We start from the raw sequence: 16,710 nt of genomic DNA, 5'->3' as shown, positions 1-16,710 counted from the left end.
CTATAATTTAGGAAAATCAATAGTAAAAACAGTTCCTTTTGGATTATTAACACTATGGGTAATTGTACCCTTGTGGCTATTAATAATACCATGCACTACACTTAAGCCTAACCCAGAGCCTTCTCCCAATGGTTTGGTGGTGAAGAAAGGTTCAAAAACTTTATCATCGTTTTTGGGATCTATACCCAAACCTTCATCTGAGATGCGAAACTGTATGTTTTTTTCGTTTTTATGGATATCAATATGAATACCTCCACCTTTAGATGAAAAGTAAATAGCATTCATAATTAAGTTGAAAAGTACTTGGGTTAATTGTACGTTATCGGCACGTAACTCTATCGTATCATCGCTAAAAGACTTTGTTAGTTTAATGCTTTTAGTCAGTAAGGAAGGTCCGAGTAATTTCAATACATTTTCCACTAACGGTATCACTTGTACTACCTTCATTTGCTGTGGCATCTCGCACGCAAAGAACATTAGTTTCTTGACCACTTCGCTACTAAAGATAGCATTATCCACAATTTTATTTAAATCTCGTAAGGCATCTGGGTCGGTTACTCGTTCTTTTAAAAGTTCGGTGAAACCTAAAATATTTGCAAGTGGCGTATTTATTTCATGTGCGATGCCAGCCGTTATTTCTCCTAAGATATGAAGTCTATCAGTACGTTCTACCTGTCGTTTAATAGCAGCTTCACTATCATGTACCTGTTTTCTTTCTAGTAAATTACCTACGGCCAAGGCAGCATTTTGAAGTAATTGTTTCTCTTCTTCTAAAAAGGAGGATTGCTCATATTTATCCTTTGGATACCCAACTTGTATAAAGCCGCTCGATTGGTTAAATACTCTGATATCAGATTTCATAAAAATCATTTCAGATAGATATCCTTCTGTTTCAATGTGATAGTCACCAGTTTTTAAAAGCACTTCGGTATCAACTTCAAATTGCCATGCTTTTTTTAAGCAAAACGTAACCGCTTCAAGTGAAGTTTCTAATTGACTATAATCGGAATTTACGATTATCGAAGTAACTTCATAGAGACATGTGAGTTCCTTAATACGTTCTTTTAGTTTTGCTTCAATGCTTGTCATTTCAATATTGGAATTGAATTGGTGAAGTTCCTAAATATTTAGTTAGAATAGAAATTTCACAATGAAAACATATTCCTGCATTTAGAAGTTCGAACAAGTAGGGGGAGTTTTACTAACTCGAGAACTCCTGATTCTATTTTTTGCCCAAAACCAATTTCTTTTAATGCCTGTTAAAACGAGTTTTTTCCTAAAACCGTTTTTGTCCTGAGAATTCCATCGCCTCCCTTTTACCGAAACCAAAACTTATACCTAAGGTTACAAAGCCACCTTGTTGGCTCAAATCTTTTAAATTTAAAGTAGGTTGATTAGAAATGCTTTCTCGAATTCGAGATCCAAATACATCACGAATTCTCAGATTAAAAAATGTTTTTCCCTTTAATATTTTCTTTCGTACATCAAAATTCATAAATAAGTTTTCGGTAATTTCTTGTTGTAAGATTCTATTGGCGGATTGATAATTCCCGATAAATTCTAAATCTATATCTGCATGTAATTTTAGCTTACTTGTAGGTATTGTTGACCACTGATAGCCCTTTAAATCAAAGGAGTTGCCATCAAAATTTGCCGAAAGGATAAGAACATCCAGATCATTAATATGGTAGTCTGTGCCAAGAATAAGGTTAAAAAATGTCTTGTCTTGTCACTTTGTCCAAAACTGTTGATATAAGTTTTGGTCATTTAACGAGTGGAGTTTTGTGGCGAACTCTAAGAGATGGGTAATTAAACGGATATGAAAAATGATATACAAATGATACTTGTTAGTCAGTAGTTTTTGGTGTAATTGAGCACGGGTAATATGCTAGATTCATACTCTGTATTAAATAAGGACTTTTATGCACTTTATAAGTGTTAAGAATTAGAAATATGAAAAATTAATCAAAACGATTTAAGTTTCTAGTTTTAGGATTTGAAATGAGCGAGCCTCTTAATATTGAGGTTCTGAACTAAAAATACTTAAAAGAAAACCCCTTATATAAGGGGTTTTCTTTTAAGTATTTTTTTTAACTATATGGGCATGGTTAAAAAGTTAAACAATCCCTATAAGGGCCAATAAAGTTCCTACTGCAACGACCGCTAAAAAGGCGTTCATTGCAATAATTAATACAGATAGATAAGAATCTACCCCCGTTTTAAATGATAAATGGTTCATAACATTACCTACTTTAAAGTTATATATTTTAAAGCTAGCTGTTAATTATAACAAAAAATTAAAAAAAGTTGTTAACGCCTATAAACATGTTGTTAAAACCAACTTTATTGTTGTGTGTAATAGGTAAATAACGTAGTTCATCGAAAAACGATGTAATTAAGTCGGTATTTAGACAATGTTCATTATATAGGGTAACGTGAGTTCCCTATAATTTTTAAGTAAAGGTGTTGATGTAAAATATTAAATCAATCCTAACCAATCAGCAATACCCGCAAGAGGTATTGCAATTAAAATGGCTATTAAGCAAGCAATCATTAATTTTAGAAAGCCATTGAGCATTTTAACTCCTGAAGAAAGTTCTTGTTCCATAATCATAATTCTATAGTTCTATACTCAATATAGTGAGATATGCGCTAACGTGCTGTGAAATAAGACGATAAATCGACCAACGTCTAAAATTACCTTTGTATAGTATGATCTCAATTTTTTTTAAACTAGTAAATTAACTACTTATGAGGTCAACATTTGATTCGTCAAAAAATAAATTTTCTCTATGATTATTACTTAAATACGGAGTTAATAGCACGTACTATTTTTTGGGTCGCACCTTTTTGTTCTTGAATGTAAGTGTAATTTATCTGACCTGTTTTGTGTTTGAAGTTCTCATTTTCATAACATCCATTCAATTGTGCATGAAATTCAGATGCATTGTTTATAGATAGAATACCCTCAAGCTGTACTAAATTTTCTGCTTCGGCAAATCCTTTAAATTCAGGCCCAATGATTACCGGAATACCAAAAACGGCAGGTTCTAGCGTATTGTGCAATCCCGTCTCAAAACCTCCGCCTACATAAGCAACATCTGCATAACTATATATTTTGGTCAATAGGCCAATAGTGTCAATTATAAGGACATCAAAGTCTTCAATCTTTGAATCATTTAATTCCGAATAACATAAAGTAGGTTTGTTTATTCCTTGTTTTAATACCTCAATGTGTTTCGGTTTAATGGTATGTGGAGCTATAACAAATTGAATGGGTAAATCATTTTGATTGATATAATCCATAATTATTTTTTCATCTTCTGGCCATGTACTACCAGCTACAAAGCAAAATTTAGACTGTTTAAATTGACTCATAAAATCCAATGAGTTATCCCGGTCTAAAATTTCGCTTACCCTATCAAAACGAGTATCCCCGGCAATCGTAACATTTTGAAAACCTATCGTATTCAATAAGTTATTTGATTTTTCATTTTGAACAAAAAAGTGGGTGAATTTTGTTAATGCCGTTCGCATGAAAGATCCATACCATTTAAAATAAATCTGATTTTCTTTGAATATAGCTGATATTAGAAAAGTAGGTATAGCCCTATCTTTTAGTGCTGATAAATAGTTGGGCCAAATTTCATACTTAATAAAAATAGCCAATTCAGGATGTGTAGCTTCTAAGAATAAGCTAACGTTCTTCTTAGTATCCATTGGTAGATAGCAAATCACATCTGCAGCTTTACTATTTTTCTTGACTTCATATCCTGAAGGCGAGAAAAAGGTAAGTACTATTTTATGAGTAGGGTAGTTGCGTTTTAGATTTTCCATTACCGGAAGGCCTTGTTCATATTCTCCCAATGAGGCTGCATGAATCCAAATAACCCGATCTTTTTTTGAAATACTACTCTGAATAATTGAGCGAGTCTCTTTTCTGCCTTTTACAAAAAGAGATAGTTTAGAATTTAGTAGTGCTAAAACCCTAAGAATAGTTGAAGCACTTAAGACAAGAAGATTATAAAGAAAGTACAAACCGATGCTTTTGGGCTAAATTACGTTTCTTTCCATAAAATTAGTGTCGCCTGTTTCGTATTTTTGTATCACCTCACGTAATTTCAAAGGATGAAAAAGATACAAATGGTTGACCTTAGTGGTCAATACCAAGAAATAAAAAATCAAATTAACTCTTCTATAACTCAAATATTAGAGACATCGGCCTTTATTAATGGTCCCGAAGTTCATGCTTTTCAAAAAGAATTGGAAGGTTATCTTGGGGTAAAGCATGTTATTCCTTGTGCTAATGGTACAGACGCACTTCAGATAGCCATGATGGGATTAGGTCTAGAGCCAGGTGATGAGGTTATCACTGCAGATTTTACATTTGCTGCGACGGTTGAAGTTATTGCTTTATTGCAGTTAACACCGGTTTTGGTAGATGTATATCCTGACACCTTTAATATTAATATAGAGGCATTAGAAAATGCAATAACCCCAAAGACCAAAGCAATTGTTCCTGTTCATCTTTTTGGGCAATGTGCAAATATGGATGCTATTCTGGCCTTGGCTGAGAAACATGACTTATTTGTAATTGAAGATAATGCCCAAGCTATAGGTGCTAAATATCGTTCTAAAAATGGCGAAACTTATATGGCTGGGAGCATGGGTCATGTCGGAGCCACTTCCTTTTTTCCTTCCAAAAATTTAGGATGTTATGGAGATGGTGGTGCGATTTTCACCAATGATGATCAATTGGCACATACATTAAGGGGAATTGTAAACCATGGTATGTATGAACGGTACCACCATGATGTAGTCGGAGTGAATTCTAGATTAGATTCCATTCAAGCTGCAGTTTTAAGGGTTAAACTTCCAAAATTAGACGGGTATTGTGAAGCACGAAGAAATACGGCACGCGCCTATTCGAAGGCTTTTGAAGGTCAAGAACACATCGTTGCTCCAAAAACAATAAATGGTTGTGAGGGAATTTGTGATGTTTGTGATTGTCATGTGTTTCATCAGTATACCCTAAAGATTACCAATGGAAAAAGGGATGAGCTAGCACAATATTTGGCTAAAAAGGAGATTCCTTTTGGAATATATTATCCTATTCCATTACACAAACAAAAGGCTTATTTGGATGAGCGTTATAAGGAAGAAGATTTTCCAGTTACGAATCAGTTGGTGAAAGAGGTAATTTCATTGCCAATGCATACAGAATTAGATGATGAACAGATTAACTATATAACAGCTATGGTTATTGGGTTTGTGAATAGATAGGGTGTACATGTTTTCTTTAAATTGAAATATTATAATAGATGAAAGTATTAGTAACAGGCGGATTAGGGTTTATAGGTTCACATACAGTAGTAGAACTTCAGAATAAAGGTTTTGAGGTCATTATTATAGATGATTGTTCCAATTCTGACGAAAAAGTGCTTAATGGTATTGAAACCATAACTGGTAAAAAACCACTTTTTGAAAAGCTAGATTTAAAAGAAAAAGATAAGGTAGAAGACTTTTTTAAAAGACATCAAGACGTTGCTGGTGTGATTCACTTTGCGGCATCAAAAGCAGTAGGGGAGAGTGTTGAAAAGCCATTACTTTACTATGAAAACAATATTGGAACACTAATTTATATCTTAAAGGAATTATGTAAGAAGAATAAAGCAAGTTTTATTTTTAGTTCTTCATGTACAGTTTACGGTCAGGCAGATAAAATGCCTATTACCGAAGATGCTCCTATAAAGGTTGCGGAATCTCCTTATGGCAATACAAAACAAATGGGTGAGGAGATAATTTCAGATACGTGCAAAGTGACCTCTGGTTTAAATGCAATTGCATTACGTTATTTTAATCCGATGGGCGCCCACCCAAGTGCTGAGATTGGAGAATTACCAATAGGAGTTCCACAAAATTTAGTACCATACATTACCCAGACAGGTATTGGGCTAAGAAAAGAATTATCGGTATTTGGAGATGATTATCCAACACCCGATGGTACATGTATTAGAGACTATATATATGTAGTCGATTTGGCTAAAGCTCATGTGGTTGCCTTAGAGCGTTTGTTTGAAGGAAAAAATAAAAAAAATTATGAAGTATTCAATGTAGGTACCGGTACAGGAAGTTCTGTGTTGGAGGCTATTCATAGTTTTGAAAAAGTTTCAGGTAGAAAGCTGAATTATAAAGTTGTAGAAAGAAGACTAGGCGATATCACTTCTGCTTACGCTGATACTACAAAGGCAAATGAAGTTTTAGGATGGAAAGCAGAATACACTTTAGAAGAGGCTATGAACTACGCATGGATTTGGGAACAGAAGATTCGTGAGTGAATTTCATTGTTTTAAAAAATTAAATGAGGGGAAATATAACTATATTTCCCCTCATTTAAATTACAGATAACTTCATATGAAAAATCCCTTTTTATTTTTATTGTTTTTGGCCATTGGTATAATGAACGCTCAAGAAACGTATCTCCAATGTGGTAATATATTGGATGTTGAATCTGGAAAATTATTATCTGAAAGGACTATAATTGTCTCGGGGAATAAAATTAAGAGTATTGTAAGTGGGTATGTCGCCGGAAATGATTCGGATAAGATTATTGATTTAAAGTCTAAAACAATATTACCAGGTTTTATAGACATGCATGTTCATATTGAAAGTGAATCTAGCCCATCGCGGTATTTGGAAAGCTTCACTAAGAACGAAGCTGATATTGCTTTTCAGTCTACCATTTATGCGAAAAAGACGCTTATGGCGGGTTTTACTACGGTTAGGGATTTAGGAGGATCTGGAGTGAATATCTCTCTTAGAGACGCAATTAATAAAGGTACCATAGTTGGGCCTAGAATTTTCACAGCGGGTAAAGCGCTGGCATCAACTGGCGGTCATGCAGATCCAACCAATGGAACTAGGAATGATTTAATGGGTGATCCAGGACCTAAAGAGGGAGTGGTGAATTCGCCAGGAGATGGTAGAAAAGCGGTACGTCAACGGTATAAAGAAGGAGCTGACGTTATTAAAATAACGGCTACCGGTGGTGTTTTAAGTGTTGCGAAAAATGGTCAAAATCCACAGTTTACAATCGATGAAATTCGAGCAATTACCAAAACGGCTGACGATTACGGAATGCTTACTGCTGCACATGCCCATGGAGATGAAGGTATGCAAAGAGCTATTTTAGGTGGAATAAAAACCATTGAGCATGGAACATTAATGTCGGAAGAAACAATGGACTTGATGGTAAAACATAAAGCTTTTATGGTGCCTACACTTTCTGCTGGAAGGGAGGCTGCTAGGTTAGCCAAAATACCTAATTTTTTACCGCCCGTTGTTGCTAAAAAAGCATTAGAGATTGGGCCTAAGTTAGAAGCTACATTTTCTAGAGCATATACAAAAGGGGTAAGCATTGCTTTTGGAACAGATTCTGGAGTTTCGCCACACGGAGATAATGGCAAGGAGTTTATTTATATGTATAACGCAGGAATGCCTATTATTGAAACGTTACAATCAGCTACGATTACCAATGCTAAGCTCTTGGGTGAAGACGAATTGGGGCAATTAAAAGAAGGGTACATTGCAGATATCATAGCAGTTGATGATAATCCTTTAAAAAATGTAGAAACACTCACCAATGTGGTTTTTGTTATGAAAGAAGGTATTGTATATAAGCAGTAGTGTTGTTAAGGGATGAATAAACTAGGGTAGGCTCACAAGTAATCTTAAAAAAGTATATCGGTCAAATGAAGCTTGATGTGGTTAATAGTGATCAATTGTTGCAAATAGCAGAAGAAAAGTTGCTAGTAAAAAAAATGTTACAACAAATCGAAAAAGACTTCAGTCTTGCGAATGTTTCTTTAACTATGCCCGTTAACCTCGAGCCACAATCAATTATTTCGACTATTCGTGAGAAGATTTATTACCTGATGATGGAACACTTCTCTGGCTATTTGAACCTACTGTATATAGTAGATGTGCCAGAAAGAGAATTTCAGTATATTGAGAGTACCGATACTGTTGAAGTAGCGAATCAGGTAACTTTCTTGCTTCTAAAACGTGAATACCAAAAAGTATGGTTTAAGGAGAAGTATAAATAGGTCTTAAGTTTAATTTTAACAACCTAGTGTTGGCTTGCTCAAATTAAACTTTTACATAGATTCCTTTTTTATCCATCAGATAACCGATAAACCAACAGGTTAGCATAACCCATAATGCAAATAGTAAGGATCCAAAATAGTCACCTGCTATAGAAATAAATAGGTTGTCTGCTATCCAGGTATAGGCATTTGTTCCTTTCATCGAAATTTCCGCTAGACTAATAATGAACAGCTCAGATAATAAGTAGATGAAAAGGGTGTTTTTTCCAAATACTTCAAAAAAGTACGTCCATTTACCGGGTTTAGACATGTCTAATAGATAGATTAATATGGCTATGATGAATACATCTATGCCACTTGTCAATAATACAAATGAACTGGTCCAAAGTTTTTTATTGAATGGTAATATTAAATCCCAAGCAAATCCAGCTAGAACAAGTACTGCCGCCACCATAAATAGTTTAGCTATAGTTTCATAATTCTGACCGCTCTTTTGAATGAATTTACCAGTTAGATAGCCTGCAATTACGTTTACGATTGCAGGTAATGTACTTAACAATCCTTCAGGGTCAAAAGCGACACCACCATTACCATGGTACATATGATTTGGACCAATTAGAAGTTTGTCTAATTTTAAAACAGCATTCCCGAATAAGGTTAGATCTCCAAACCCAATTAAAATTAAGTGATAGCCTACTAAAGCCAACACACTGAAAATAATGACTGTTCTTGTTTTAAAATAATGTATTAATACGGATGCAAATAGATAGCATAGCGCTATGCGTTGTAGTACTCCGAAAATTCTAGTCTCTGCGATGGGTTTTAAGTTTCCATCTTCGAAAAAAGGAAACCAGTACATCAAAAAGCCCAAAAGGAAAATAATAGAAAAACGTTTCAATATTTTTTTAAGGAAGGCGCCGTTTCCCATGGCTTCGTATTTTTTCATACTGAAGCTCATGGCGTTCCCTACTACGAACAAAAAGGTAGGGAAAACTAAATCGGTAAGCGTGAACCCGTTCCAGACTGCATGATTCAATATTCCGAAACTTGTATCACCATTGCCTGGCGAGTTTACTATAATCATTAGGGCAACATCCATCCCTCTGAAAACATCTAATGATAAATATCTGTTTTTTAATGTACTCATTTCGGTCAATTTGGTTGGTAACGAAAGGTAGAGAAAAAATTAAAAGTAAACACGTACAAATGGTATTAACGCATTACTATAAATACTTTTTCTATCAGTATAGAGTAAATCATACCGTAAGCCGAAGGTTACATTGTATGTGCTATAGCCAATACCGACAAAAAATGCTGGTAACCAATAGTTTTCCAAAAACATTAGCTGATTGAGTTAATAGTGTCCTATTTAATACGAAGTTGTTCGAATTCTGTTGAAAATTGTAGTTGTGGAATTGGGTTGTAAAGAGAAAGAATACTTCCGCCATAGGCTAAAAATTGAGTATTATCAAACTTTGCGTAATTAAAATTCAAACTAGTGCCTGCTGCAAATTGATTATTAAATTCATAAATAGCACTAGGCGATATAGAGCCATTGAATCCATTATTAGTAAATCCTAGACCTATGCTTCCGCCAAATCTAACGTTATTCCAGAAATCGGTTTCTTTACTGGAGATTTGCGAAATAGAGAAGGTAATATTTAGTGTGACTATGGGTATAAAAATTAAATTTTTAAAGCCCATTTAAAGTTTCATTTTTTTTCAATAATACACTATATTCTTCCGTTAGATATAGTTAATGTTGTAAATTTGTACAAATTTATTCTAAAGATACAGAAAGTAATTCATGGATAAATATTCCTTTTTGAATACCGCTCATACCTCTTTTTTTTCAGAGCTATATGATAAGTATTTAGTGAATCCGGATAGTGTAGAGCCAAGTTGGAGAGCCTTTTTTCAAGGGTTTGATTTTGGTCTAGAATCTTCGTTAGATGAACTGAGTATTGATGAGAATCGAACCACTGTTGTTGTTAATGGGGGTAAAAGTGAAATGCCAAAATCCCTTCAAAAGGAATTTGAGGTAATTCGATTAATCGATGGCTATAGAAGCAGAGGTCACTTGTTTACTGAAACAAATCCGGTTAGAGAGCGAAGACATTATGAGCCGACTTTAGAGATTCAAAATTTTGGATTGGAAGAAGCGGATATGGAAACGATTTTTAATGCCGGGGATATTATCGGTATTGGACCAATTTCGCTAAGAGAAATCATTACACACTTGCAGAGTATTTATTGCGACGCAATAGGTGTTGAATATATGTTTATCCGTAATCCGGAACGGGTTAAATGGATACAAGATTGGATAAATGTCAATGACAACCATCCAAATTTTGAGCCAGAGCGAAAGAAACATATTCTTAAAAAATTAAATCACGCCATTTCTTTTGAAACTTTTCTACATACCAAATATGTAGGTCAAAAAAGATTTTCATTAGAAGGGAACGAATCTTTGATACCAGCACTTGATGTGATTGTCGAACGTGCCGCAGAAATGGGCGTAGAGCAATTTGTTATGGGTATGGCGCACAGAGGAAGATTAAATGTTCTAACTAATATATTTGGTAAGTCTGCGAAAGACATCTTTAGTGAATTTGATGGAAAGGATTATGAGCAGGAAATCTTTGATGGCGATGTTAAATATCACTTAGGTTGGACATCCGATAGAAAATCTGACAACGGTAATAAAATAAAAATGAATATTGCACCCAATCCATCACATTTAGAGGCGGTTGGTGCTGTCGTAGAAGGTATTGCTAGAGCGAAGCAAGATGCATATTATCAAGATGATTTTTCTAAAGTATTGCCAATAGTTGTTCATGGTGATGCTGCAATTGCAGGCCAAGGTATCGTTTATGAATTGGTTCAAATGGCCAATCTTGATGGGTATAAGACCGGCGGTACAATACATATTGTGGTGAACAACCAAATAGGCTTTACTACTAACTATTTAGATGCGAGAACATCTACGTATTGTACTGATGTAGCAAAAGTTACCTTGAGTCCGGTTTTACATGTAAATGCCGATGATGCAGAGGCCGTTGTTCATGCTTCTCTTTTTGCATTGGAGTACAGAATGCGATTTTCAAGCGACGTTTTTATCGATTTGTTGGGCTATAGAAAATATGGCCATAATGAAGGTGATGAGCCAAGGTTTACGCAGCCAAAACTATACAAGGCTATTGCAAAGCATAAGAACCCAAGAGATATCTATGCTGAAAGATTAATTAAAGAAGGTGTAATAGACGATACTTTTGTAGCCCACCTAGAAAAACAATATAAAGACTCCTTAGAAGAAAAACTTGAGGATTCAAGAAAAGAAGATAAGACCGTTATCACGCCATTTATGGCTGATGAATGGAAAGGTTTTGAGAATGTGCGCGAATGGGAGATGATGGACCCTGTCGATACCACTTTTGATGCCGATAAATTAACCAAGATTGCTAAAGTACTTACGGAATTGCCGAAAGGTAAAAAGTTTTTACGCAAGGTCGAGAAATTGGTGAAGGACCGATACAGAATGTACTTTGAGTCTGATAATCTTGATTGGGCAATGGGTGAATTACTGGCCTACGGTACACTTTTGGAAGAAGGTTATGCAGTGCGTATGTCGGGTCAAGATGTGGAGCGTGGAACGTTTTCACATCGTCACGCAGTAATGAAAGTTGAAGAAAGCGAGGAGGAGGTGGTCTTGTTGAATCAGTTATCTGAGCAACAGGCTAATTTCCAAATTTATAATTCGCTTTTATCAGAATATGGTGTAGTAGGTTTTGATTATGGTTATGCTATGGCTAGCCCTAATACGTTGACTATCTGGGAGGCCCAATTTGGTGATTTTAGTAATGGTGCCCAGATTATGATTGACCAATATATTTCGGCTGCGGAGGATAAGTGGAAGCTTCAGAACGGATTGGTGATGTTATTGCCACATGGTTATGAAGGTCAGGGAGCAGAACATTCGTCGGCTAGAATGGAGCGTTATTTGCAGTTGTGCGCTAAAGATAATATGTATATCGCAGACGTGACTACACCGGCACAAATGTATCATATACTGAGAAGGCAAATGAAGGCTAACTTTAGAAAACCTTTAATAATATTTACGCCAAAGAGTTTGTTGAGACATCCAAAGGCAGTTTCGAAAGTTTCAGATTTGGCTGAAGGTGGTTTTCAAGAAGTTATTGATGATGTATCGGCAGAAGTCGAAAAAGTTAAAAGCTTGGTTTTTTGTACTGGTAAGTTTTACTATGACCTATTGGCGGTTAAAGAAGAACTAGAACGGGATGACGTAGCTTTGGTAAGAGTAGAGCAATTGTTCCCTTTGCCAGAAACACAAATGAAAGAGTTGATGACAAAGTATAAAAATGCAGATGACTTTGTTTGGGCTCAAGAGGAGCCAAGAAATATGGGGGCATGGAGTCATTTATTGATGCATTTTAGTGAAGTTCAGAAAATTAGGGTGGCCTCTAGACGTTTTTACGCTGCTCCAGCAGCAGGTAGCGCAGTTCGCTCTAAGAAGCGTCATCAGCAAGTAATAGATTATGTCTTTGATAAGACAAAGAATAATATGTTCAAACCCAAAAAATAAAAATAACATATCAAATTATAGAAAGAATGATTCTAGAAATGAAGGTCCCTTCCCCGGGAGAATCTATCACAGAGGTAGAAATAGCGGAATGGTTAGTTGAAGATGGGGATTACGTAGAAAAAGATCAAGCAATTGCAGAAGTAGATTCAGATAAAGCTACTTTAGAGTTGCCAGCTGAGGCAAGTGGTATAATTACCTTAAAAGCAGAAGTGGGTGATGCTGTAGATGTTGGGTCCGTCGTTTGTTTAATTGATACTAGTGCTGCTAAGCCAGAGGGAGCTAGTAAAGCTGCTACATCAGCTTCGGAAGGTGATGAAGATTCAGAAGGAAATGCACAAAATGAGTCTGCTTCCAATAAAAAGGATAGTGGAAACACTCATCAACCCGCACAAGCAAAAGAGACGTATGCATCTGGAGTTCCATCTCCGGCTGCAAAGAAAATTTTAGACGAAAAGGGTGTTGATAAAAGTGCGGTTGCTGGGTCAGGCCGTGATGGTAGAATAACCAAAGAAGACGCAATTAATGTGGTTCCTTCCATGGGTACGCCAACAGGAGGTAGTCGTGGTGAGAAAAGGTCAAAATTGTCAATGTTGCGTAGAAAAGTTGCAGAACGTTTGGTTTCGGCCAAAAATGAAACAGCGATGTTGACTACCTTCAATGAAGTAGACATGAGTGCTGTTTTTGAACTTCGAAATAAGTACAAAGAAGATTTTAAAAGCAAGCATGGAGTTGGTCTTGGTTTTATGTCATTTTTCACAAAAGCTGTTGTTAGGGCGCTGGAAATGTATCCGACTGTAAACTCAATGATTGATGGAAAGGAAATGATTTCTTATGATTTCTGTGATATTAGTATAGCCGTATCTGGTCCAAAGGGTCTAATGGTGCCTGTTATTAGAAATGCTGAAAACCTGACTTTTAGGGGTGTTGAGGCTGAAGTGAAAAGATTGGCAATTAGAGCTCGTGAAGGTGAAATTACCGTAGATGAAATGACGGGTGGTACTTTTACAATCACCAATGGTGGTGTTTTTGGTTCTATGTTATCTACCCCAATAATTAATCCACCACAAAGTGCGATTTTAGGAATGCATAATATTGTCGAACGACCTATAGCGCGAGACGGAGCTATTGCTATTGCGCCGATTATGTATGTTGCGGTTTCTTATGACCACCGTATCATCGATGGTAAGGAATCAGTAGGGTTCTTGGTGGCTATTAAAGAAGCTTTAGAAAGTCCAGAAGAATTATTGATGGACAATGATATTAAGAAAGCTTTAGAGATGTAATTCTTGAAGTTTTAAATAAAAAAATGTCCTTAATTTATTAGGGACATTTTTTTTGACCTCTATTTAATCACACCCCATATCCTCTTTAGATTGATTATCTGCCACTGGGAAACAGTTGCCTGTGGGTAAGGTTTCGGGCACGTACCTACTTAAATTTGGGTCGTAAAGAGCATTTTCAACAAATTCAGTCAATTGTTTGATTTCAGTTTCATTTAAGCCTAACGGCACAAAAAGTGAGGATAAATTAGTGCCGTTCATTTCTGAATTTTCATACACTGCTTCGTTTTTGTAATTTATAACAGATTCAATCGAATTGAAACTACCTCCATGTCCAAAAAAATTCACATCCTTTAAATTGTACAATGTTGTTGTTTTGAATTTGTAATCATCAGAAGGGTTTTTAGTGAAGCCACCTCTACCTTTTTTTGTTGCCAAGTCAACTTCTTGGTAAATATCTGACCCCGAGAAATCATTCATGCCAAGTGCATGGAATTCCATACCATTTAGCCCTGGTCCTTTGTGGCATTCAAAACATTTTCCCTTACCAAAAAATAAGAGTGCTCCTTTCACTTCTTGGACGCTCATTATATCTTTGTCACCTTTAAGCCATTTTTGAAAAGGTGCTTTGTTTGCTAATACTGTTCGTTCATAAGCTGCTATAGCAAGCCCTGCATAATGTTCTGTATATCTGATTGAAATATCTACGTCTGGAAACGCTGCGTCAAAATATGATTTATAGTCAGAATTCTCTATCATTTCAGGTAAGCACTTTAATCTGTGTACGCCCAAACCTGCTATTGCCTGTGTTTCTAATCCTTCAAACCCTAATTCATTTGTTTCTTTTGGCGTTCCTGCTGTCCAGTTGTTTTCTGTTCCTACATTAGTTTTTGTTCCTCCGAACTGACCATTCCATAGCATTGCGTCTTGATATGCTGTATTTAGAATAGTGGGTGATATAATAGGCTGTACGTCAATTTCACTCGGTAAATAGTCGGAAGAAATAATTCGTGCTTCGCCTGATAATCCAAATCCAAAACCGCCTTCTCCTATGCCTTGTTTCATTCCACTTCGGAAACCGGCTTTTGATTGATGGCAAGAAGCGCAGGAGTATGTGTTTCTACCCGCCGATTTTTTTGGATTTTTACCAAGTCCTGTTTCATGAAATAAAAACTTACCTAATAAAACTTTTTCTTTGGTTAACTGATTTTTTGGATCTGACGGTATTGAGCTTAGGTCATCTTCAAAAGGTATTTGTAAAGCCTCTAAAGAACCAATAGCTTGTATAATCTGACTTTCTAAAATTTCATGGTCGGGAATGATAGATAATTCTAAATCATCATCTTTTCCACATCCTAAAAAAATTGTGACTATTGCAAATAGGATGATGAACTTATTTTTATTCATGGTGGTATATCAATTAAGCTTTAAAGAGTGGTTAGTTTAGAGCATTGATAACGCCATTTGGTCTAACTATAGTATATAAAGGCACTTTTTATTATAATCGATTATTGCTTTTGTTTTTTTTAAAATATCAGCACCTAGTATACCATCTACTGGTTGAGCATTGTGGGCTATTAATGCTTCATTAACGTGCTTTAAGTCAAATAAAACTATTTTAAGCTTTTTGAATTTCCAGGATCCAAGTTCTATAGTGTTCTTTTTGGAAATGAGAGTTTCCATATTGGTAGCTCCAGCACCGGCGGCTTTTATTTTAGATTCTTTAGATATTAATTTAAAGTCATCAATTCGGTCTATGCCTATGCATGTATTTGAAGCGCCTGTATCTAGAATGAATCTGCCTTTTATGTTATTTATTCGTGCGTTAATCTCAAAGTGGTCGGTTGCTGTTAGCGTTAGGGGAATGCGAATGTAATTTTTTTTCTTCAGAAAGCTTTTGAGAGCGCTCATAATTGATTTTTTTACAAAGATAATTCTATTTTTGTGCCATGATGATAACTGATACGCATACCCATTTATATAGCGAAGCTTTCGACGAGGATAGAGATAGTGTTATTAGAAATGCTATAAGCAAAGGAGTTGGTAGATTTTTTATGCCAGCTATTGATTCAACATACACCCAACGTATGTTAGATTTGGAGAAAGATTTTCCAGATCATGTATATTTAATGACGGGGGTACATCCAACGCATGTGAAAGAGAACTTCAAAGAAGAGCTGCAGCATGTTGAGCAAATGTTGTCTAAACATAAATTTTATGCCATTGGTGAAATAGGGATTGATTTGTTTTGGGAGAAAAAGTATTTAAAAGAACAGCAAATCGCTTTTAAAAGTCAAATACGACTTGCAAAAAAAAACAAACTTCCCATTGCAATTCATTGTAGGGATGCTTTTGATGCTGTTTTTGAAATTTTGGAAGAAGAGAAAGGGGATAATTTAAGAGGAATATTTCATTGTTTTACAGGTACATTTGAACAGGCACAAAAAGCTATATCTTATAATATGAAGTTAGGTATTGGGGGTGTGGTAACTTTTAAGAATGGAAAAATTGATAAATTTTTACATGACATTGATATGAAGCATATTGTTTTGGAAACGGATGCGCCTTATTTAGCTCCCACTCCTTATCGTGGAAAAAGGAATGAAAGCGCCTATATTGTTAATGTCTTAGAGAAATTGGCGTTTATATATCAAACGACTGAAGATGAGATAGCCTTAAAAACAACTAAAAATTCAATTGAGGTTTTTGGGGTGTAACGGTA

At 35.5% G+C, this 16,710-nt stretch carries 16 protein-coding genes; 7 read left to right on the top strand and 9 right to left on the bottom strand.

Annotation, left to right across the window (positions count from 1 at the left end):
• The 5 genes from ES765_RS02565 to ES765_RS02555 form a co-directional block, all read right to left on the bottom strand.
• Positions 1 to 1,089 carry a sensor histidine kinase gene (locus ES765_RS02565; RefSeq protein ID WP_138111027.1) on the bottom strand — a complete coding sequence of 363 codons (1,089 nt, stop codon included), beginning with the start codon at positions 1,087 to 1,089 and terminating at the stop codon, positions 1 to 3.
• Positions 1,090 to 1,276: 187 nt separating this feature from the next.
• The gene (locus ES765_RS02560; protein ID WP_262710653.1) at positions 1,277 to 1,663 is read right to left on the bottom strand and encodes an outer membrane beta-barrel family protein; all 387 of its coding nucleotides are present in this window, start codon (positions 1,661 to 1,663) and stop codon (positions 1,277 to 1,279) included.
• 453 nt (positions 1,664 to 2,116) lie between these two features.
• On the bottom strand, positions 2,117 to 2,239 hold the full coding sequence (locus ES765_RS22550) for a hypothetical protein (protein ID WP_262710652.1): 123 nt from the start codon (positions 2,237 to 2,239) through the stop codon (positions 2,117 to 2,119).
• 240 nt (positions 2,240 to 2,479) lie between these two features.
• Positions 2,480 to 2,608: a hypothetical protein gene (locus ES765_RS22545; RefSeq protein ID WP_262710651.1), complete on the bottom strand. Its 129-nt coding sequence runs from the start codon at positions 2,606 to 2,608 to the stop codon at positions 2,480 to 2,482.
• Between the two features lie 191 nt (positions 2,609 to 2,799).
• Positions 2,800 to 4,038: a 3-deoxy-D-manno-octulosonic acid transferase gene (locus ES765_RS02555; protein WP_138111025.1), complete on the bottom strand. Its 1,239-nt coding sequence runs from the start codon at positions 4,036 to 4,038 to the stop codon at positions 2,800 to 2,802.
• Positions 4,039 to 4,128: 90 nt separating this feature from the next.
• Here ES765_RS02555 and ES765_RS02550 point away from each other — a divergent pair, with 90 nt between their 5' ends.
• The 4 genes from ES765_RS02550 to ES765_RS02535 all read left to right on the top strand — a co-directional run bounded on the left by ES765_RS02550 (position 4,129) and on the right by ES765_RS02535 (position 8,105).
• On the top strand, positions 4,129 to 5,283 hold the full coding sequence (locus ES765_RS02550) for a DegT/DnrJ/EryC1/StrS family aminotransferase (protein ID WP_138111024.1): 1,155 nt from the start codon (positions 4,129 to 4,131) through the stop codon (positions 5,281 to 5,283).
• Between the two features lie 38 nt (positions 5,284 to 5,321).
• Positions 5,322 to 6,338: a UDP-glucose 4-epimerase GalE gene (gene galE / locus ES765_RS02545; RefSeq protein ID WP_138111023.1), complete on the top strand. Its 1,017-nt coding sequence runs from the start codon at positions 5,322 to 5,324 to the stop codon at positions 6,336 to 6,338.
• 76 nt (positions 6,339 to 6,414) lie between these two features.
• Positions 6,415 to 7,686 (top strand): metal-dependent hydrolase family protein, encoded by a 1,272-nt coding sequence (locus tag ES765_RS02540; RefSeq protein ID WP_138111022.1) that lies wholly within the window; start codon positions 6,415 to 6,417, stop codon positions 7,684 to 7,686.
• A gap of 65 nt (positions 7,687 to 7,751) precedes the next feature.
• On the top strand, positions 7,752 to 8,105 hold the full coding sequence (locus ES765_RS02535; RefSeq protein ID WP_138111021.1) for a hypothetical protein: 354 nt from the start codon (positions 7,752 to 7,754) through the stop codon (positions 8,103 to 8,105).
• 43 nt (positions 8,106 to 8,148) lie between these two features.
• Here ES765_RS02535 and ES765_RS02530 read toward each other — a convergent pair whose 3' ends face one another.
• On the bottom strand, positions 8,149 to 9,252 hold the full coding sequence (locus ES765_RS02530; RefSeq protein ID WP_138111020.1) for an acyltransferase family protein: 1,104 nt from the start codon (positions 9,250 to 9,252) through the stop codon (positions 8,149 to 8,151).
• 218 nt (positions 9,253 to 9,470) lie between these two features.
• Positions 9,471 to 9,809, bottom strand: a complete 339-nt coding sequence (locus tag ES765_RS02525; protein ID WP_138111019.1) for a hypothetical protein — start codon at positions 9,807 to 9,809, stop codon at positions 9,471 to 9,473.
• A gap of 103 nt (positions 9,810 to 9,912) precedes the next feature.
• Between ES765_RS02525 and ES765_RS02520 the strand changes: the two genes are divergently transcribed.
• Both ES765_RS02520 and odhB read left to right on the top strand, forming a co-directional pair.
• Positions 9,913 to 12,708, top strand: coding sequence for a 2-oxoglutarate dehydrogenase E1 component (locus ES765_RS02520; RefSeq protein WP_138111018.1), 2,796 nt, complete (start codon positions 9,913 to 9,915; stop codon positions 12,706 to 12,708).
• 26 nt (positions 12,709 to 12,734) lie between these two features.
• Positions 12,735 to 13,991: a 2-oxoglutarate dehydrogenase complex dihydrolipoyllysine-residue succinyltransferase gene (gene odhB, locus ES765_RS02515; RefSeq protein WP_138111017.1), complete on the top strand. Its 1,257-nt coding sequence runs from the start codon at positions 12,735 to 12,737 to the stop codon at positions 13,989 to 13,991.
• A 63-nt stretch (positions 13,992 to 14,054) separates the two neighbouring features.
• Here odhB and ES765_RS02510 read toward each other — a convergent pair whose 3' ends face one another.
• Complete coding sequence (locus tag ES765_RS02510) at positions 14,055 to 15,395, bottom strand: cytochrome-c peroxidase (RefSeq protein ID WP_138111016.1); 1,341 nt, start codon at positions 15,393 to 15,395, stop codon at positions 14,055 to 14,057.
• Between the two features lie 66 nt (positions 15,396 to 15,461).
• Positions 15,462 to 15,899: a retropepsin-like aspartic protease gene (locus tag ES765_RS02505; protein ID WP_138111015.1), complete on the bottom strand. Its 438-nt coding sequence runs from the start codon at positions 15,897 to 15,899 to the stop codon at positions 15,462 to 15,464.
• Between the two features lie 38 nt (positions 15,900 to 15,937).
• On the opposite strand from ES765_RS02505, the gene ES765_RS02500 reads away from it, so the two are divergent.
• A complete protein-coding gene (locus ES765_RS02500) occupies positions 15,938 to 16,705 on the top strand; it encodes a TatD family hydrolase (protein WP_138111014.1) in 768 nt (255 codons plus the stop codon).
• Positions 16,706 to 16,710: the final 5 nt, after the last annotated feature.

This window comes from Maribacter sp. ACAM166 (genome assembly GCF_005771495.1).
In the GTDB taxonomy this organism is placed as follows: Bacteria; Bacteroidota; Bacteroidia; order Flavobacteriales; family Flavobacteriaceae; genus Maribacter.
This window is presented reverse-complemented; position numbering and strand designations above follow the sequence as displayed.